Source organism: Moraxella bovis (assembly GCF_025985205.1).
GTDB classification, from domain to species: Bacteria; Pseudomonadota; Gammaproteobacteria; order Pseudomonadales; family Moraxellaceae; genus Moraxella; species Moraxella bovis.
Window position 1 is genome coordinate 891678 of sequence record NZ_CP087840.1, and the last position, 18182, is coordinate 909859.

The window sequence follows — 18182 nt, forward strand, 5'->3', positions numbered from 1 at the left end:
GGATAGCAAAAAATTGGCTTGACAGGTTTAAGGTAAGTGATTTTTTATTCTAAGGTCTGGCAAGAACTGCATTGCTGCAAGATAAATGCATATGCCATGGCATTATTAGCGACACGACTATTTTGTCCTGTACCACTATGTCCGCCGTCTTTGATGGCAATTAAGTGTAAGCTATGGTTGTTATCAATTTGATACGCCCTAATCTTGGCAATAAACTTCAAACTGTCCACGAAATTTACTCTTGCATCTTGGCGATGAGCGATGATTAGCATGTTAGGATAATGCTTCACTGTCAAATTGGTATAAGGATTATAATGGGCAATGGTGCGATAATCACTTACCATACTTGGGTCGCCCCACTCTGAATACTGGTCTTCATCGTCTGTTTTGCCTTGATGGTAGTTGGACAAAACATCCAAAAACGGCACTTGCATAACACATGCCTTATAAAGCTCAGGGTGGGTAGTACAGACGTTAGCAACAACAAGACCTCCTGCACTTTCTCCCATTGCAAAGGTATTGGCAGGCGAACCGTAGCCTTGTTGATGTAAGCTTTTAGTAACGGTAACAAAATCATCAAAACTGTTTTGTTTTTTAGTAAGCTTACCGTCGTTGTGCCACGCCTGTCCAAGCTCGCCTCCACCCCGAATGTGAGCAAACACATAAACAAATCCTCTGTCCAACAAAGAAATATAGCTACTGCCATAAACAGGATCAAGACTAAATCCATACGCTCCATAGCCATAAATCAACAAAGGAGTATCTTTTGTAGGCGTTAAACCTGTTTTGTACACCAAAGTAATGGGGAGTTTTGTACCATCTTTGCTGGCAATCCATAAGCGTTTGGTTTGATAGTCCTTTTGAGTTTGAGCGACATTCACAAATTGGTGATGTAGCAGATCGTAATATCGCACAGTTTTTGGTGTACTCGGTGAAGTGTAGCCCAATCTTAACAGATGGGGATTGGTGTTTGCTTGGATATCAAAGCCACTGGATTTTATCCAAACCATATAAGCTTCGTCGTCAAATTTTACCGATCGCCATACCTGATCACCAGCATAGATTGAGCTGTCAAACTGTTGCTCATTTTTATCTTTTTTATCAATGACATGATAGAGCTTGTCAAAACGTAAATCATTGACATTGGCATAAAAAATCTGGTGCACACCCCCTTGCCGCACCTTAACAATCAGATAATCTCCGACAAAAGCAAAACTCTCCAACGTTGCTCTCTTATTTGGCATAAAAATCGGATTTGGCAGATGCTGATTTTGTCGCCATTTTGTCATATCATCTTGGGTCAAAACGTATAGCGCCGCCCCATTTTGATCACTGAGTTTGAGATAAAATCTACCTTGATAATGCTCTAAGTAATACTCACGATCTTGTTCTATCACTCCAAAGGGTGTAAATTCACCTTGCTGTATCAAATCTTCTGGTTTGGCAAACAAAGTTTGGGCAGTAGTCATGTTACCAAGCGTCAAAAGAACAAACTCATCAGAGCTGGCACTATCCAAAGACAGACCAAGCCGCTGATTTTGTTTATGGTAAATCGGCACATCTTGGCTTTGGGAAGTGCCGAGCTTGTGGCGTAACACCTGATTGTGGTAATCATTCACATACACCAAATACTCATGGTTAAGCCACACCACCTGTCCAGCTGTTTTTGTCAAGCGATCAATGACACGACCTGTCTTATCCGCAATATCAATAGCGTACACTTCATTACCGATGGTATCATAGCTGATGGCAATGTGAGCGGCATTGGGTGCAGGTTTTATCATGCCAAGCTGATAAGTGTCCACACCAAGCATTTGTTTTTCGGCATTGGTATCCAAAAGCAGCGTCCAAACATTTTGGTTGTTTTTATTTTGACTTTTGATAAACACTTTGGGGAAAGATGTATTATCTTTTTTAAAAAATATGCCACCATCTAACCAAATTTCATCTGATACACCTACTTTACTTCTCTTCTTGATTTCTTGACTTAGGGTGTTTATGAGTGAGCGGTCAAGATGATGGGCGGTGTGGGCGTTTTCTTGTTCAATAAGTCGGTTTCTTTCACCGCTATCAGCATAAAGCCACGCATAATCATCAACCACAAGCTCACCGTGTACTTGATAAAGCGTGGGATATTTGGCAACATCAGGGGGAGAAATAGGGCTATCACGATGGTCAGACATGCTATGTTGGTTTGTGGAGTTTTTCATCTCATCAGACAGTCCGCCTGCTAAAGCAAATGAGTTAATTGCCAAGCCAAGCATCATCCAAATTGCAAAATACCACTTGTTTTTATTACTTTGTAATGTCATTTTTACTCTTGAATCACCCAAATATAATCAGCGTCTTGACCATCAAATTCACCCATAGATTTACTCATCAATACCACGATGCCTGTCAAGGGTGTTTTGCCATGTTGCAAATCAATCAAGTGCATTGGTATACCCACGCCTTGCTCGGCATGATAATTCCCTGTCAAAAGCAAAGTGGGTTTTGGCGATGATAAGATTTTTTCTGCCATTCGGCGATCTCTAAATTGCTGAATGGCAACCATATTGTCCACGATTTTTTCGTCTGCTTTATCAAGCCCTGCTTTGTCAAAGCCATGTGCTTTTAAAATACGGGTTTTTAATATTGCTTTAATATCATCATTGGTGGAAAGATAGCCTTTTAACGGTTCTGCCCCTTGCATTAGAGTTTTAACTTCAGATTTTGTCAAATTAGTGGCAATCAAAGGATAGCCAAACTCAAACGGCTGTGCCACAATTTGTCCGTACAACGCCCAATCCCATGATTTTTGCCAACCAAGTGCTTTGGGCAATTTTTTAAAGGAAGGTGGATTTTGACGGGCTTTATCAATGGCAGCTTGCTGATCGACGGTCAGCATCTCCAAGAGCAAACTGCCTTGTGGTCTTTGTCTATGCAAATCTTGAAGTAGTTGGTCTGCCAAGTGGTGCTGAGGCACACTGTCATGGTATTCACCCAAGATAACATAGTCAGCTCCTGCCAGTCGCTGGACAAAAGTAGCATAAGGGATGGGGCGGTTGGCTTTATCAAAGATTTGACCTGTTGTCAAAACCGTTGATGTTTTTGATGAGAGATTTATCAAATCATGCATGGCATGAGCGTTTGTCAAGCCAAAGCCTGCCTCATACAACGCACAAAATATCAAAAAACACGCCCTAACAAACATAAAACTGCCTTAGCTATAATTAAGATAGGGAATATTACTAAATAATAAAAAAAATGTCAATAATAATAATTATTTTTATTATCGTTTTATATAATAGACCCCCTGCAAAACTACCCAATCCACCCAAACACGAGCTTTACCCTAAGTTCAAATCTTGCCAATGATTTACGATAGGTGGTTAAGAACATTTTAAAGGCTTAAAACTTGGCAAAGATATGTTCTACTCTCACCCGTGTTTTAGACAATAATGCGTTATAATCTTTGGCTTCTTGTACTAATGGGTATTTCTTGGTTGCTTTTAGTGGCGTAAAGGCATTAGCATGTATGTGTTTTATGCCTTGATAACCACTGTCTGCTAGGATAAACTTAGCCTTTGTTAAATTTGGGTTTGTTCGCTTAAAGAGCTTAAAGTCATGCATTTAAATGATGCTGGTGTCTACTTGTAAGATGACCTTGTGGTGATTGATGATACATTGCACCTTTGCGGTATGACGCTTTTTCTTGCCAGAATACATCAATGCTTGGTTTTTTTAGAACGATTAACACGCACTTCGCTCACATCCACAATCGCAATGTCATCTTTGGTGGGTGTTTGGGTGGCAATGGCAAAGCCTTGCTTGCTTAGTGTGTCTTCAATCCAATGGCTTTTACGGATAAGTGTGCTTTCATGGATGCCAAAGTCAGCGGCTATCTGCTCATAGGTGCGATATTCTTTAAAATACTGCAAGGTTGCCGTTAACAAATTGGGCATACCAATTTTGAGTTTTCTACCACCTCTTTGATGTATGCTAGCTTGTGCTTGCTCTAAACAAGCAAGCATGTTGTTAAAGACTTCTCGCTTAACACCAATTAAGCGTTTAAACTTTTCATCAGATAAGTGTGTGGATGCTTCGTAGTTCATTGGGGTATTTTAGCATGGGAGGGGTTTTGTAGGAGGTCTAATATGCCAAACTAGATTTTCTGTTCGCCCTGAGCCTGCTTGCGAGCAGGAAAACCGTTGTGGGCAGGCATAGCTCACCACGAATGACTGTCTTGATAGCGTGCGTTTGAACTGGAGCTAAAAATTTATATTGTTTTATTGTATGAATATGTTAGAATTAATATATTAGACTGTATTGTAATTAAGCAACAAATGTATTGCTGTTTCATTGATCAATATTATTGGTTAAGGAGTTATTGATGAAATCTTTATTTACGGTAATGCTTCTCTGTGTTTTTACGTTGATGGGTTGTGGCGACAAAAACAATGCATCAGAATCAATCCAGGAAGAGTTAAAAGATGATTTGGATCAAAAGGTGTATAAGGTTTTAACCTATCCGCATTACGCACCTTATGAGTACTTGGATGAAAAAGGCGGTATCATCGGCTTTGATGTGGATATGATTCAGGCGATTGCACAGTCTCAGAACTTTAAAGTGGAGATTATTAATTCGCCTTGGGAAGACATGCTTGGTAGATTAAACACCGGAGAGGCTGATTTGGTGATTTCAGGTATTTCTCGTCAGCAGGCAGGTGGGGATGCTGATTTTGCTTTATCTAATGCCTATTTACATGGCAGGGATTCGATTTTAACCAAAGAGGGTGTTACCAATATTAATACATTTGAAGATATGGTTGTTCACAATATTGGTGTTCAATCTAATACGATCTTTGCTGATGAATTAATAGCTAAAAAGGGGGAGGGTAATCCAACATTAAAACTTTCTTCAACCAGTTTTTTGGCATTTAGTGATTTGGTGAATGATAAAGTTGAGGCGGTTTATGCTCATGAAAATATCTTACGTCATTATGCCAAGGGACAACCAAATTTGAAATTTAATTTCAATGGTACGGGCGAGGGTTTTGATTATTATAATATGGTGGTAGTTGCCAAAAAAGGTAATGATGAGCTAATAGCAAAAATAAATGCAGGCATTCAAGATGTGCATCAAAATGGTACATATCAAAAACTACATTCGCAGTGGTTCGGCGTGGAAGCACCAACACCTATGATAAAAAACAAGAATAGATATTGATAATATCTAAAAACGCAAGTCTAGACTTGCGTTTTTATTTGAACCAATCACACCCCCTGATAATACCGTTTTAACACCGCTAGCACCTTAGGTCGGCTAAATGTTTCGGGGACATCATCGCCATTTGATAAGGCAGCTCTTAACGCTGTACCTGAGATTTTGACGTGGTGGGACGGGTCGTGCGGACAGGTTTTGGTGCTTGCCATACCGCCACAGCCATGACAATAAAACGTCCAGTCAATTTTTAAGGGCTTGGTAATAAGTGCGTCCTTGTCAATGGTATCAAAAATCTTTTGAGCATCAAACGCTCCATAATAATCGCCCACGCCTGCATGGTCTCGCCCTATGATGAGATGACTGCACCCATAATTTTGGCGGAATAGGGCATGAAGCAGGGCTTCTTTGGGGCCTGCATATCGCATATCTAGGGGGTAGCCTGCCTGAATGACGGTGTCTTTTTTAAAATAGTTGTCAATCAGCACGCCAATGGCTTCTTGGCGGACATCGGCAGGAATGTCGCCTGCTTTTAGCTTGCCTAAGAGCGAATGCACGAGTACGCCGTCGCAGATTTCTATGGCGATTTTGGCAAGGTATTCATGCGAGCGGTGCATGGGGTTACGAGTTTGAAAGGCAGAGACAATTTTCCAGCCTTTTTGCTTAAACATTGCCCGAGTCTGGGCAGGGGTTTTGTAAATCTCGGGGTAGTCGGTGGGAAATTCGCTTTGACTAAACACTTGTACTTTTCCGCCCAAATACACATCGCCACTGCCCAGCACCTGTGCCACGCCCACATGGTTGGGGTCGGTCGTGCCAAAGGTGGCTTGGCATTCGGCAGGTTTGTTGGGGGTGTAAATGTCGCTAATGATCAGCACGCCCATGAGTGCGTCTGTGTTGTCCACGAGAGCCACGCTGTCGCCTAGGCTTAGGGTGTTTGCGGTGGTGGTGTCGGTTGATAAGGTAATGGGAATGGGAAAAAATACGTCCCGATAAGTGCCGTCCACACCGCCTTGGGCGAGCGTCATGCTCGCTATCACGCCTTCATAATCGGCTTGCCCCATAAAGCCGTCAAGGGGCGTAAATCCGCCAATACCCGGCATGATAAGGTCGCCACGCTCACGGCTAGATAGCGTGATTTTGGGTAAATTTTCGGCAGTTTGTAGGGCGTTGGCAAGCTCATCGCCTGTTAATACAAGGGGTTTAAGGGTGGGACTGCCGTGCGGTGGCACAAGGTCGCTATAAATGTCGTCTGTGCCAAACGCTTGCTCGTTTTGGATAGGTCGGTCATGGCTAAGTTCCTGTTGGCTACGTTGATAAAAGTAGCCATATCTTATAGAATTTTGCCACAATTTAACTATGCCAAATGATGATAAAGATAGGCGTATTTTTCATGTGGCAAGTTTAGGGCGTGCCTGTATAAGAACATGTTGGCAAATGTCGCTCAATGTCTTTAATATCAGGCGTGGTGCATTGCCAATCAATGTAGCTGTCTTGATGAATGGTGGGCGTATAAATCAGCGTGCCTTTACTGGTGGCATTGTCAATTTTAATGGTAACGACTGAGTGATTATCCAATGTAACCGACTTGATTTTACTGCTGGGTGTCCAGTTGGATGGCAAATTAAGCTCGGCAAGCGATGTGGGTAGTTGCCCCCTGTCTATTAGATAACTTGCATTTCCATTTTTAGATGGCTGATGACGGACTGGGCAAGCTGTATGCTTTCGTGGTCAAAGGCGATTTGTTTAAGCTGTGCCATTTTTTCATCGTTTTTAATACTCAGCTCTTGTTCGATGTGGTTAATGGCTCGTTTTTCGGCTTGACCGCTAAACATATAAAATAATAAACCAATTAAAATCGTTAAAAGCGCAATGATAATGGCAAGTAGGGTGTTGGTTTTCATAAATGCTCCTTAATTAAAAAACCTTAAAAATTATAAACTCAATTACCCCAAAACTCAATACAAAGCCGTCAAACTTTTGATTTTATCAATAAACTCAATTTTATCATTTTGATAGATAAGTTTATGATTTTCTAATTCAGGTGGCAAGCCAATTTTAATCATTCTTTTTTGAATAATTTCTTCCATATTTCCATTGATTGTATTAAAAATCTCTTTTTCCCAATTGTCAATATCTATTGAAAACTTATCCAAACGCATATTGGCTTTCATTTTTTCAATATGGGAAAAATAATAGTCGCCACAACCCAAATAATTGCTGACGGTTAAAATGTCAAAGTAAGTTTCTGCAATGCCATTTTTATGATAATACAAATTTTCACTATTAAAAGTATGAATGATATGCTCCATATAATCACCAAAAGTAAATCGTTCATTGATGTGTTGTAAAATAGGCGTGTTTTCTACCAAATATTGATTGGCACTGCTAATATCCACTCCGTATTTGAAGCTATCTGGTACAAATTTTTTAATGAAGTAAGAGCAATAGGCAAATGCCAAACAAGGCATATTTGTGAAAAGATTAAAAATAAAAAATGTTGGGTAATATTCTGTTTTATCCGTTGTTTTATCTATGCAAATACCTACAATCAAACAATCATATCGTTTTATTAAAAATTGTCCCCATTGTATTAAAGTAGGGTAATATTCCAGCCAAAGTTTGGCGGTTTGATTGATTTCTTTTTTGGTTGCCATTAAAAATTATCCTTATTTATTAACGCACTTATATTTAAAAAACACCGCCAACTTTCCCAAGTTGACGGCATTTTTTTCTTTTGCAATTATCTCAAACTACAAACAACCCAAAAGATTATTCATAATTCTCAATACTCGGACAGCTACAAATCAAATTCTTATCGCCATAGACATCGTCCACACGACCCACAGTCGGCCAGAATTTATGTGCCTTGATATAGGGCAATGGGAATGCCCCCACTTCACGGCTATACGGTCTGTCCCACTCGCCCACGATGACCGCTTGGGTGTGTGGTGCGTTCACAAGTGGGTTGTTGTCCGCTGTCCAGCCGTCCGCCCCAGCTTGTACTTTTAGGGCTTCTTGCTTGATTTGTTTGAGTGCCGAAATAAAGCGGTCAAGCTCGTCTTTGCTCTCAGACTCAGTTGGTTCAATCATCAGCGTACCCGCCACAGGGAAACTCATTGTTGGAGCGTGGAATCCATAGTCCATCAAGCGTTTGGCGATGTCGGTTTCAGTAATGCCTGTTTCCGCCTTTAAGGGGCGAATGTCAATGATGCACTCGTGAGCCACCCGTCCGTTTTTGCCTGTATAGAGTACAGGGTAGTCGTCTTTTAGCATTGTGGCGACATAGTTGGCGTTCAAAAGTGCCTGTTTGGTCGCTGACAACAAGCCATCTCGTCCCATCATTGTGATGTACATCCACGAAATTGGCAAAATGCTTGCCGAGCCATACGGGGCAGCCGAAACAGCCGTTTGACCGTTTTGGGCGTTAAATACAGGGTTTACGCTATGGCTTGGGATAAAGGGAGCAAGGTGCGATTTTAGACCAATCGGACCCATACCCGGTCCACCACCACCGTGTGGGATACAAAATGTCTTGTGCAGGTTCATATGCAGGACATCGGCACCGACTTCGGCAGGTTGCATAATGGCGACTTGGGCGTTCATATTCGCCCCGTCCATATACACTTGTCCACCGTGTTTGTGGATAAGGTCGCAAATGTCACGGATACCTTCTTCAAACACCCCGTGCGTGGACGGATAAGTAATCATCAACGCCCCAAGATTGGCAGAATGCTCTTCACATTTGGCGGTCAAATCATTAAAGTCCACATTGCCGTTTTCATCTGTGGCAACCACCACAACTTGCATTCCCATCATTTGGGCGGTCGCAGGGTTGGTGCCGTGAGCCGAGCGGGGGGTTAGGCAGACCGTGCGGTTGTCATCGCCACGGCTTTCGTGATAACGGCGAATCGCCAAAAGCCCTGCGTACTCACCGCTCGCCCCTGAGTTTGGTTGCATTGAAATTTCATCAAAGCCTGTGATTGCTTTTAACTGCGTTTGCAAACTTTCAATCATCTCAATATAGCCCACCGTATCATCGGCAGGGGCAAAGGGATGTACACCCGCAAACTCTTCCCAAGTAATCGGCAACATCTCGCTTGTGGCGTTTAGTTTCATTGTGCAAGAACCGAGCGAAATCATTGAGCGGTTCATCGCCAAATCTTTGTCTTCTAGCGATTTTAGATAACGGAGCATTTGATGTTCGGTATGATAGCTGTTAAAAGTGGGGTGGGTCAAAATCTCATCGGTGCGATTTAAGTCGCCCAAGATATTTTCTACCTTATCCAAATTGCCACTGACGCCAAAAATTTCGCACAGCTCATTAAATTCTTTCTCATCGGTCAATTCGTGAAAGGATACACCCACCAAATCGCCTTTGTGGAACAGGTTATACCCTTTGGCTTTGGCGGATTTAACAAGTTCGCTTGCCTTGTCGGTTTTGACGGTTACCGTGTCAAAGAACACATCGCTAACAGGCGTAAATTCCCCTTTAACGGCATTATAAAACGCCACCGCCAAAGCGTGAATACGGCTGGCAATACGTTTTAGCCCTGTCGCCCCGTGATAGACGGCATACATACCTGCAAGGTTGGCAAGCAGGACTTGGCTTGTGCAAATGTTGGAGTTTGCTTTTTCACGGCGAATGTGCTGTTCACGGGTCTGCAGTGCCATTCTTAGAGCCGTGCCACCTTGTGCGTCTTTGGATACGCCGATGATACGACCGGGGGCACTTCGTTTGTCTTTGTCTTTAAAGGAAAAATAAGCTGCGTGCGGACCCCCAAAGCCCATTGGGATACCAAAGCGTTGGGTGCTACCTAGGGCAATGTCCGCCCCCATTTGGGCAGGGGATTTAAGTAGGACAAGGCTCATAATGTCGCTTGCGACAATGGCATACGCTCCGTTGTCCTTGACGGTTTTGATGATGTCGGTTAAGTCCGCCACATCGCCGTCCTTGCCAACATATTGGAAAAACGCCCCAAAGAAGTCGCCATTTTTGGCGGTTTCAAAATCGCCCACCACCACATCAAAGCCAAAATATTTGGCACGGGTACGAATCACATCTAGGGTCTGTGGGTAGGTACGACTGTCCACAAAAAAGGCGTTGGATTTGGATTTGCTACATCTTTGTGCCATTGCCATACTTTCAGCGGCGGCGGTGGCTTCGTCAAGTAATGACGCACCTGCTAAGTCCATTCCTGTCAAGTCAATGCACACTTGTTGGAAGTTTAACAAGGCTTCCAAACGCCCTTGGGCAATCTCGGCTTGATAAGGGGTGTAAGCGGTGTACCAACCGGGGTTTTCTAGGACATTTCTTTGAATGACCGCAGGCAAACGGGCAGGCGAATAGCCTTGACCGATATAGCTTTTGGCAACGGTGATTTTGTCTGCCATTGTGCGAAGTTTGGCTAGGGCGTTATGCTCGCTCATTGCAGGGGGCAAATCAAGGGCTTTATTTAAACGCACCGATTGTGGCACAACAGAATCCACAAATTCGTCCAAAGTTTTTGCCCCTACCGCAGTCAGTAGGGCTTGTTCTTCATCGGTGCTATTGCCCAAATGACGATGCACAAAGGCGTTTTCATAAAATAGGTCGGAAAAGGTGTTAAATGACATAATTTATCCTTTTAGGGTTAGGTTAAATTTAATTGAAAATGATATTTTAACAATATGATTTTGAATTAAATCTTAATTGTTTGTAAGTTTTGTAGGTTGGGTTGAAAAACAAAAACCCAACCTACATTATATCACAAAAGATTTTAACGCCTTTTATTGCGTTGTCTTTCCTCATATTCTCTCTGCTTTCTCTCTCTTTCCCTTCGTCTCTCCTCATATTCTTTTTGCCTTCTCTCTCTTTCTCTTTGTCTTTCCTCATATTCTCTCTGCTTTCTCTCTCTTTCCCTTCGTCTCTCCTCATATTCTCTCTGTTTTCTTTCTCTTTCTCGTTGTCTTTCCTCATATTCTCTCTGCTTTCTTTCTTTTTCTTTTTGTCTTTCTCGTTGTCTTTCCTCCCACTCTTTTTGCTTTCTCTCTCTTTCTTTACTTAATTCATCAAAATATCTTTGTCGCTTTTGAAAGAAATTATCGCAAGCTGAACGATAACGATCATTGATTTCATCAGCTCTATCCTTTGGTACAGAACCAATAGATTTCCACTTTTGTTGCAATTCTTTAATACGATTACCAGCAATTTTCCAATCAGAAGTGGAAATACTTTCAATAGATAAGCAAATATCTCTTTTTAGACTGTAATTTCTTTCTCGCTCTTTTTGTTGATTTTCTCTTTCTTTATTTAGTTCATCAAAATATCTTTGTCGCTTTTGAAAGAAATTATCGCAAGCTGAACGATAACGATCATTGATTTCATCAGCTCTATCCTTTGGTACAGAACCAATAGATTTCCACTTTTGTTGCAATTCTTTAATACGATTACCAGCAATTTTCCAATCAGAAGTGGAAATACTTTCAATAGATAAGCAAATATCGTGCTTTAATTTATAATTATACTTTCTTTCCTCTTGTTGCTTTTGCCAATCTTGTTGTTTCTTTTCTTTCTCTTTATTTTGTAAATCCCCTACCTTTTCAAATGATTTTTGTACTCTATCAATCAATTTCTTTTTGAATTCTTTGGTTAGAATTGTTTTGTGAATATCACCTTGAAGTAATTTTAAACTCTCTCTAACTTTATTAAAGTCAATCTCTTTGCCAACGAATGCCTCCACCAAACTCGTAGAATATTCGCTTTCAATTTTAGATAATTCGCTATCCAATTTATCGTAGTTGGATTTTATGGGAAAAATATCATTTAGTAAATCATTCCAGTCAATTTTTCTAGTTGGAGGTGCGTTTTTAACAAGATATTTTTGACCTTGATTGTCTTGAAAGTGGTATTCTCTATCGCCATAAACCTGAACAACTCTATAAGTGGCACAACCCAAATAATATCTTTTTTGGTATGCTTCTTGTAGAGCCTTTTTGAAAGATGGGGTTAAATTTTTTCTAATCCACTCTATATCCATTTGACCGTTTCTGACCGAGCCAGTGGCACTTTTGACTTCAACAATCATTATGCCATTACCTATTATTTCTACAGCAAAATCAATTCCGTGAATTGAATTTCTCTTTGTCTCAATAATTTGACTATTTTGCCAGCGGTTTAACAAAACCTGTCTGCAAATACTTTCTAGTTTATCTCCAATGTCGTGAAAGTTCATTTTACCTCCAAACATAATAACAGTTCAAGTTTGTCAAGTTTAATTGAATATGTGGTCAGAATAACCAAAACAAGCGTAAATTTATTAAAACTTACGCTTGTTTTTATTTAATTACAGACTTTCTTCGTATTCGTCTGCACTCATTAGGCTGTCATAGTCGGCAGGATTGGCGGGTTTGACTTTAAAGAACCACGCTTTGCCGTATGGGTCTTCGTTGGCAAGCTCTGGTGCATCTACAAGCTCTTCGTTAATCTCCACGATTTCGCCTGCGATTGGAGCATAGACATCGCTTGCCGCTTTGACCGATTCAACCACGGCGATTTCTTGGTCGGCTTCAACGACTGCACCCACTTCTGGCAATTCCACAAATACCACATCGCCAAGCAAATCTTGGGCGTGGTCGGTAATGCCAACGGTGATGATACCGTCATCTTCTAGTTTTAGCCATTCGTGGCTGGCAACGTATTTTAAATCGCTTGGGATATTACTCATGGGTCTCTCCTAGTGAGTGGGTTAAAATTACTTTTCGCATTGTTTGGTGGTCTCGTTATAAGAACCGCCATAGTCCAAACAGTGGTCTTTGGCATCACAGCCACTTAGGGCAAATACACATACGATGACAAATGATAAATAACGCATTTTTTCTCTCACGTAATAAGGTGTATCTACACCCTTTTGTTACTCAAACTGCTTCTTACCATTTCTGACAAATGGCAATTTAAGCACTCGCACTTCCACTTCTTTGCCACGCATAATCACTTTGGCGGCATCGCCATTAAAGCCAGCTGGCACACGGGCAATGGCGATTGACTGGTTTAGACTTGGGCTAAATACACCACTTGTGGTAATGCCATTGCCACTTTCGGTAACGACTTCCATTCCTGCACGCATCACGCCTTTTTCTTCTAAAAGCAGTCCGACTTGTTTGGCTTTGACCCCTGCGGTTTTTAATGCCACCAGAGCCGATTTGCCGATAAAATCACGGTTTTCGTCTTTTAAATCCACCGTCCAGCCCATACCTGCTTCTAGTGGGCTGACATCGTCCGTCATATCGTTGCCGTATAGGTTCATACCCGCTTCCATTCTTAGGGTGTCTCTTGCCCCAAGTCCACATGGGGCGACACCTGCTTTGACAAGCTCATCAAAAAATCCAACCGCTTCATCTGCTGGCATGACTACTTCCACACCGTCTTCGCCTGTGTAGCCTGTGCGAGCGACAAACCAGTCACCGCCCAAGTCCACACCGACAAAGGATTTTAGAGCGTTTACTTTCTCCGCCCATTCAGGCTTGACGGTAAGGAGCTTGGCAATGGCGTTTCGCCCTTGTACGGCAAGCATGGCGACATCATAGCGAGGGGCGAGCGTTACGCCAAAGTCATTACCAATTTTGGCAAAGTGAGCAGAGTCTTTTTCACGGGTTGCCCCGTTTGAGACGATGCGATAAGCGGTCTCGTCTTCGTTCATGCGATAGACGATTAGGTCATCGATGACGCCGCCTTTGTCATTGAGCATTCCAGAATATAAAGCCTTGCCGACAAAGGACAATTTAGCAACATCGTTGGCGAGCAGTTTTTGTAAAAAGGCTTTGGCGTTGTCGCCCGCCACATCGGTAACGAGCATATGTGAGACATCAAACATACCTGCGTCCGTGCGGACGGCTTCGTGTTCGGCGATTTGTGAGCCGTAATTGACAGGCAATTCCCAGCCACCAAAATCCACAAGTTTGCCACCTGTGGCTGTGTGGGCATCAAATAGGGGGGTGCGTTGTAGAGACATCTGGATTTCCTTTAAAAAGTGCTTATAAAACAATAAATTAAAATCGTTTTGTTAAAATTTGGCGATAGTGTAGGGGCGAATTGCAATTCGCCTATTAAACCAAAACTTAACAATTTTTAAGCACCCCATCTGTCCTGTTACCTGAGATTTTCAATGCTAAATTATTGAAAATTAAGCATTTTCTTCCCTTCGGTAGGCATGACCTGCCTTCTCCAGATTTTGTGATAACTCTACAACCTTTTGAATTATCTAAATTTTTCAGTCCTTTTACCTGAGCGATTGTAGGGTAATTTACGCCTTCGGTGTTTTTTCGCTTAATATTTTAAATTATCATCGCTCGGTTTTAATAAAAACCAACCTTGCAAAAAAATCTCTCCTGAAAATTTACGTCTCTTATTATGAAAAAAAATGCTACAATTTACAAGCAAAATTTGCAAATTTTATAAAATAATTTGTAAAATTGAGTTTTCCCAATAGACTTCTTGCGAAACCCCGAATTAAAGAAAACCGTTCGTGGTGAGCTAAGTCGAACCATAACGGTTTTCCGCCACCCGCAGGCATAGCTCAGGGCGAACGGAAAACCTAGTATCGCAAGAAGTCTAATTGAGTTTTTCAATCAAATAGTAATGTTAAGGCACAAAAATGCACTGTGATGTTTATAAATTCCCAAAAAGCCCTGATTGGTATGTCTATATCGCCCGCCCGAATTATCCTGACGACACCGATGAGATTCGTGATTGGCTTGGGGTGTTGCCGTCCGACATACGAGCTAAATTGGGTTTGGGGCAATTTGTCATGCACTTGGATTTGGCAGAACGCACCAAACTTGCCCAAGCGGATATTGAGACAGTCAAAGCCCGCCTTGCCGAACAGGGCTATTATGTGCAAGCTCCGCCAAGCGATGTGCTAGCACAGCAAGCCTTAGCCCGTGCCAAAGCCTTGCAAGATAAAAAATATGACTGATGACGATAATGACGGCATTTGAGTGAAAATTTGTGAAGTTTGGCAAAAAATATGCTAAAATAGGGCGATTATTTTTGTGATTGATAAATTATGGATTGGCTAAAAAATCTTGTCAAAAGTCTGCCACTGGATACCATTAGCGAGTACATTGCCGAGCTTGTAATTTGGTGGTCACATCTCGTCAAGGACGTGCCAGATAATGATTTGCCGTTTTTGGCGTATGTCGGTGCGTCTATTTTAGTGCTACTTTTGCTTATCTTTGTGGCGCGTGTTATTCCACGCCCCATTGGTGGTATGTTGTGGGCATTGGCGGTGGCGGTACTTTTGACCCCTGGTGATACACTGACAGGTACAGGGCAAATTGCTCCTGCGGTGGCGGGCGTGGCTCACAGTGCCTTGATGGGCGACATGTCGGGGGCGGTCAGTGCCTTTTTGCCGATTTTGGCGGTGTTTATTGTTCTGCTCTTTGTCGGGGCGATTTGGCAGGTTTTGCGTGGTGTGATTGAAGTGAACATTGCCAAAGCCAAAGAAAAAGCACGCATTCAAGAACAAAAGCGACTGCTTGAAGAAGCTGAGAAAAACGCCCAAAAGTCTTAAATTCCCCTTTTATTTATAAAAAAGTTCGTGTATAATAGCGGACTTTGTTAAATGATTGGTTTATATCAATCAATTTTCAATCTCCTTGCTGTTATCTGTGATAATGGCTGTTTTAATCCGTAGGGAGTCCTTATGAGACATTATGAAGTGGTGCTACTGGTACACCCAGACCAAAGCAACCAAGTTGCCGACATGGTAACTAAATATCGTTCTATCGTCGAAGAAAATGGCGGTAACAACCACCGTCTAGAAGACTGGGGTCGTCGTCAATTGGCATACCCAATCAACAAAATCCACAAAGCTCATTATGTTCTTTTAAACATTGAATGTAACGATGAGACTTTGGCTCAACTAGAAGAATTGTTCCGTTACAATGACGCTATTTTGCGTAGCCTAGTTATTCGCCGTGATGAAGCGATTACCGAGCAATCGCCTTTGGCAAAAGAAGCCGAAGACAAGCGTACTCGCAAAGCCAACCGCCGTAATGATGTCCGCACTCAGGAGACTGAGAGCGAAGACAATGCAAGCGAATAATTAAGGAGATAACTCATGGCACGTTTCTATCGTCGTCGTAAATTCTGCCGTTTCACTGCAGAAGGCATTACCCACATCGATTATAAAGATGTAGAACTTCTAAAACAATACATCAGCGAAAATGGTAAAATCACCCCAAGCCGTATCACTGGTACTTCTACCAAGTATCAACGTCAGCTTGCTGTTGCCATCAAACAAGCTCGTTATTTGGCTTTATTGCCATATACCGACAACCACAAGTAATTAGGAGACCATCATGCAAGTTATTCTATTACAGCGTGTCGTTAATCTTGGTAAACTTGGCGAGACTGTTGATGTAAAAGCAGGTTACGGTCGTAACTTCCTAATCCCGCAAGGTAAAGCACTGCCTGCCAACGAAGCAAATATTGCTAAGTTTGAAGCACGCCGTGCCGAGCTAGAAGCACAAGAAGCCAAAGAACTACAAGAAGCCCAAAAACGTGCTGATGCTCTATCAGACGTGAATGTCATCATGCGTGCCAAAGCAGGCGATGAAGGCAAGCTATTTGGTTCTATCGGTACTCGTGACATCGCTGACGCACTGACCGCTTCTGGCTTGCCAGTTGACCGTGCAGAGGTGAAGTTGCCAGAAGGTACGCTACGTCAAGTGGGCGAATACAAAGTTACCATTCAGCTACACCATGACATCACTGCTGACATTTTGGTTACCATTTTGTCAGAAGACGGTGAAAACAAAACTGATGAAGATGATGAATAATTAATCATCATTTATAAGATAACCTCCGAGCTGCCTAGTTTGGGGGTTTTATTTTGACTTGATAAATTACCCGTCAAACAAATCAAGCTGTTCTACCATGTCATCAAGATGAGTTAGATTTGAGAACGTAACCCCGACCAAGCTAATGGGAAGCTCTCTGGGGATGTGGTGAAATAAATCAATCAGATAAGGCTTGACGCTGTCGCTGCTGTGCTTAAAAGGGGACTTGACAGAAACCGAGCGTGTAATTTGGCTAAAATCGCTGTATTTGATTTTTAAGGTAACAGTATGGGCGGTCAATTCTCGCTTACCGAGGTCGGCAAAGGCACTCTCATTTTCTCCGAAAATCTGAGCTAGGATAAAATCATCATCATTAGAATTGTGCAAAAAGGTAATCTCTGTGCCGATGGATTTACGCACACGTTCGGGTTTGACCGCTCGCTCATCTTTGCCGTGGGCGATGTCGTGATAAAACTGCCCCCGCTTGTTGCCAAACAGTTGAACCAGCTCATCAAGGGGGAGTTTACGAAGCTTGCCCCCCTGTACTGACTCCCATCTCGTGCAGGCGTTTGGTACTTGCTTTGCCGATACCAAAAAACCGCTCAATGGGTAACTCTGACAAAAACTCATCCGCCATGTCAGGCGTGATGACGGCAATGCCATTGGGTTTGTTGACGTCGCTTGCGATTTTGGCAAGCATTTTGTTAAAAGACACCCCTGCCGAGGCTGTCAGCCCCGTTTCATCAAAAATCGCTTGGCGGAGCCAGTTTGCCATGAGTGTGGCTGACCCACCACAATGGGGCTGACCTGTAACGTCCAGATAGGCTTCATCGAGCGATAATGGCTCGACAAGGTCGGTTAGTCGTCCCATGATGTCTCGAATCTGGGTACTGATGCCACGATAGACATCAAAACGGGGACGGACAAAAATGGCGTGGGGACAGCGTTTTTTGGCTTCATAACAGCTCATCGCCGAATGTACGCCAAAGGAGCGAATCTCATAACTTGTCGCCGCGACCACACCACGTCCATTGGGGTCACCGCCCACCACAAGAGGCTTGCCACGATAGGCAGGGTTATCCCTCTGCTCAACGCTGGCAAAAAAAGCGTCCATGTCTAGGTGGATGATTTTACGAATAGAGCTCATGATAAAAAGGCT

18 protein-coding genes, 1 pseudogene and 2 riboswitches are annotated in these 18182 nt (G+C 42.5%); of the genes and pseudogenes, 6 read left to right on the plus strand and 13 right to left on the minus strand.

Features of this window, described 5'->3' with window-relative positions:
- Nucleotides 1–44 precede the first annotated feature (44 nt).
- From LP107_RS04480 to LP107_RS04490, 3 genes and pseudogenes are all read right to left on the minus strand, one after another.
- Complete coding sequence (locus tag LP107_RS04480; protein WP_264675910.1) at nucleotides 45–2312, minus strand: prolyl oligopeptidase family serine peptidase; 2268 nt, start codon at nucleotides 2310–2312, stop codon at nucleotides 45–47.
- Nucleotides 2313–2314: 2 nt separating this feature from the next.
- Nucleotides 2315–3193, minus strand: coding sequence for a ChaN family lipoprotein (locus LP107_RS04485; protein ID WP_078273552.1), 879 nt, complete (start codon nucleotides 3191–3193; stop codon nucleotides 2315–2317).
- A gap of 110 nt (nucleotides 3194–3303) precedes the next feature.
- Nucleotides 3304–4094 (minus strand): annotated as a pseudogene (locus LP107_RS04490) (transposase family protein).
- A gap of 278 nt (nucleotides 4095–4372) precedes the next feature.
- On the opposite strand from LP107_RS04490, the gene LP107_RS04495 reads away from it, so the two are divergent.
- Entirely contained in the window at nucleotides 4373–5209 is an 837-nt protein-coding gene (locus LP107_RS04495; protein ID WP_078273551.1) for a transporter substrate-binding domain-containing protein, read from the plus strand.
- Nucleotides 5210–5256: 47 nt separating this feature from the next.
- On the opposite strand, the gene sat is transcribed toward LP107_RS04495, so the two are convergent.
- The 8 genes from sat to gcvT form a co-directional block, all read right to left on the minus strand.
- The gene (gene sat / locus LP107_RS04500) at nucleotides 5257–6450 is read right to left on the minus strand and encodes a sulfate adenylyltransferase (protein WP_078273614.1); all 1194 of its coding nucleotides are present in this window, start codon (nucleotides 6448–6450) and stop codon (nucleotides 5257–5259) included.
- Between the two features lie 157 nt (nucleotides 6451–6607).
- A complete protein-coding gene (locus tag LP107_RS04505) occupies nucleotides 6608–6826 on the minus strand; it encodes a pilin (protein WP_323533754.1) in 219 nt (72 codons plus the stop codon).
- A 41-nt stretch (nucleotides 6827–6867) separates the two neighbouring features.
- A complete protein-coding gene (locus LP107_RS04510) occupies nucleotides 6868–7107 on the minus strand; it encodes a hypothetical protein (RefSeq protein WP_078273550.1) in 240 nt (79 codons plus the stop codon).
- Between the two features lie 54 nt (nucleotides 7108–7161).
- Nucleotides 7162–7860: a hypothetical protein gene (locus LP107_RS04515; protein WP_078273549.1), complete on the minus strand. Its 699-nt coding sequence runs from the start codon at nucleotides 7858–7860 to the stop codon at nucleotides 7162–7164.
- Nucleotides 7861–7975: 115 nt separating this feature from the next.
- Nucleotides 7976–10819, minus strand: coding sequence for an aminomethyl-transferring glycine dehydrogenase (gene gcvP / locus LP107_RS04520; protein ID WP_264675909.1), 2844 nt, complete (start codon nucleotides 10817–10819; stop codon nucleotides 7976–7978).
- A gap of 143 nt (nucleotides 10820–10962) precedes the next feature.
- A complete protein-coding gene (locus LP107_RS04525) occupies nucleotides 10963–12417 on the minus strand; it encodes a DUF349 domain-containing protein (protein WP_264675908.1) in 1455 nt (484 codons plus the stop codon).
- A gap of 111 nt (nucleotides 12418–12528) precedes the next feature.
- Nucleotides 12529–12909, minus strand: a complete 381-nt coding sequence (gcvH, locus tag LP107_RS04530) for a glycine cleavage system protein GcvH (protein WP_078273546.1) — start codon at nucleotides 12907–12909, stop codon at nucleotides 12529–12531.
- A 186-nt stretch (nucleotides 12910–13095) separates the two neighbouring features.
- Nucleotides 13096–14193 carry a glycine cleavage system aminomethyltransferase GcvT gene (gene gcvT, locus LP107_RS04535; RefSeq protein ID WP_078273545.1) on the minus strand — a complete coding sequence of 366 codons (1098 nt, stop codon included), beginning with the start codon at nucleotides 14191–14193 and terminating at the stop codon, nucleotides 13096–13098.
- Nucleotides 14194–14312: 119 nt separating this feature from the next.
- Nucleotides 14313–14419, minus strand: a riboswitch (glycine riboswitch).
- 23 nt (nucleotides 14420–14442) lie between these two features.
- A riboswitch (glycine riboswitch) is annotated at nucleotides 14443–14582 on the minus strand.
- A 253-nt stretch (nucleotides 14583–14835) separates the two neighbouring features.
- Between gcvT and LP107_RS04540 the strand changes: the two genes are divergently transcribed.
- The 5 genes from LP107_RS04540 (at nucleotide 14836) to rplI (ending at nucleotide 17023) form a co-directional block, all read left to right on the plus strand.
- Nucleotides 14836–15156: a YcgL domain-containing protein gene (locus LP107_RS04540; RefSeq protein WP_029102497.1), complete on the plus strand. Its 321-nt coding sequence runs from the start codon at nucleotides 14836–14838 to the stop codon at nucleotides 15154–15156.
- A 90-nt stretch (nucleotides 15157–15246) separates the two neighbouring features.
- Complete coding sequence (locus LP107_RS04545) at nucleotides 15247–15753, plus strand: hypothetical protein (protein ID WP_112742460.1); 507 nt, start codon at nucleotides 15247–15249, stop codon at nucleotides 15751–15753.
- A gap of 132 nt (nucleotides 15754–15885) precedes the next feature.
- Nucleotides 15886–16287 carry a 30S ribosomal protein S6 gene (gene rpsF / locus LP107_RS04550; protein WP_029102499.1) on the plus strand — a complete coding sequence of 134 codons (402 nt, stop codon included), beginning with the start codon at nucleotides 15886–15888 and terminating at the stop codon, nucleotides 16285–16287.
- Nucleotides 16288–16302: 15 nt separating this feature from the next.
- Nucleotides 16303–16530 carry a 30S ribosomal protein S18 gene (gene rpsR / locus LP107_RS04555; protein ID WP_003657491.1) on the plus strand — a complete coding sequence of 76 codons (228 nt, stop codon included), beginning with the start codon at nucleotides 16303–16305 and terminating at the stop codon, nucleotides 16528–16530.
- A gap of 13 nt (nucleotides 16531–16543) precedes the next feature.
- A complete protein-coding gene (gene rplI / locus LP107_RS04560; protein ID WP_062498874.1) occupies nucleotides 16544–17023 on the plus strand; it encodes a 50S ribosomal protein L9 in 480 nt (159 codons plus the stop codon).
- Between the two features lie 66 nt (nucleotides 17024–17089).
- Here the strand turns inward: rplI and LP107_RS04565 are convergent, their stop codons facing one another.
- Complete coding sequence (locus tag LP107_RS04565) at nucleotides 17090–17629, minus strand: DinB/UmuC family translesion DNA polymerase (RefSeq protein WP_228157699.1); 540 nt, start codon at nucleotides 17627–17629, stop codon at nucleotides 17090–17092.
- A complete protein-coding gene (dinB, locus tag LP107_RS04570; protein WP_228157698.1) occupies nucleotides 17547–18170 on the minus strand; it encodes a DNA polymerase IV in 624 nt (207 codons plus the stop codon). The genes LP107_RS04565 and dinB overlap by 83 nt, the downstream gene beginning before the upstream one ends.
- Nucleotides 18171–18182: the final 12 nt, after the last annotated feature.

Bases quoted from the DNA above. Each gene is read 5' to 3' on its own strand.
- gcvT (WP_078273545.1), bottom strand. From the start codon at position 14,193: ATGTCTCTACAACGCACCCCCCTATTTGATGCCCACACAGCCACAGGT.
- rplI (WP_062498874.1), top strand. From the start codon at position 16,544: ATGCAAGTTATTCTATTACAGCGTGTCGTTAATCTTGGTAAACTTGGC.
- LP107_RS04525 (WP_264675908.1), bottom strand. From the start codon at position 12,417: ATGAACTTTCACGACATTGGAGATAAACTAGAAAGTATTTGCAGACAG.
- LP107_RS04480 (WP_264675910.1), bottom strand. From the start codon at position 2,312: ATGACATTACAAAGTAATAAAAACAAGTGGTATTTTGCAATTTGGATG.
- LP107_RS04485 (WP_078273552.1), bottom strand. From the start codon at position 3,193: ATGTTTGTTAGGGCGTGTTTTTTGATATTTTGTGCGTTGTATGAGGCA.
- dinB (WP_228157698.1), bottom strand. From the start codon at position 18,170: ATGAGCTCTATTCGTAAAATCATCCACCTAGACATGGACGCTTTTTTT.
- gcvP (WP_264675909.1), bottom strand. From the start codon at position 10,819: ATGTCATTTAACACCTTTTCCGACCTATTTTATGAAAACGCCTTTGTG.
- LP107_RS04515 (WP_078273549.1), bottom strand. From the start codon at position 7,860: ATGGCAACCAAAAAAGAAATCAATCAAACCGCCAAACTTTGGCTGGAA.
- LP107_RS04510 (WP_078273550.1), bottom strand. From the start codon at position 7,107: ATGAAAACCAACACCCTACTTGCCATTATCATTGCGCTTTTAACGATT.
- rpsR (WP_003657491.1), top strand. From the start codon at position 16,303: ATGGCACGTTTCTATCGTCGTCGTAAATTCTGCCGTTTCACTGCAGAA.
- rpsF (WP_029102499.1), top strand. From the start codon at position 15,886: ATGAGACATTATGAAGTGGTGCTACTGGTACACCCAGACCAAAGCAAC.
- gcvH (WP_078273546.1), bottom strand. From the start codon at position 12,909: ATGAGTAATATCCCAAGCGATTTAAAATACGTTGCCAGCCACGAATGG.
- LP107_RS04540 (WP_029102497.1), top strand. From the start codon at position 14,836: ATGCACTGTGATGTTTATAAATTCCCAAAAAGCCCTGATTGGTATGTC.
- LP107_RS04545 (WP_112742460.1), top strand. From the start codon at position 15,247: ATGGATTGGCTAAAAAATCTTGTCAAAAGTCTGCCACTGGATACCATT.
- LP107_RS04495 (WP_078273551.1), top strand. From the start codon at position 4,373: ATGAAATCTTTATTTACGGTAATGCTTCTCTGTGTTTTTACGTTGATG.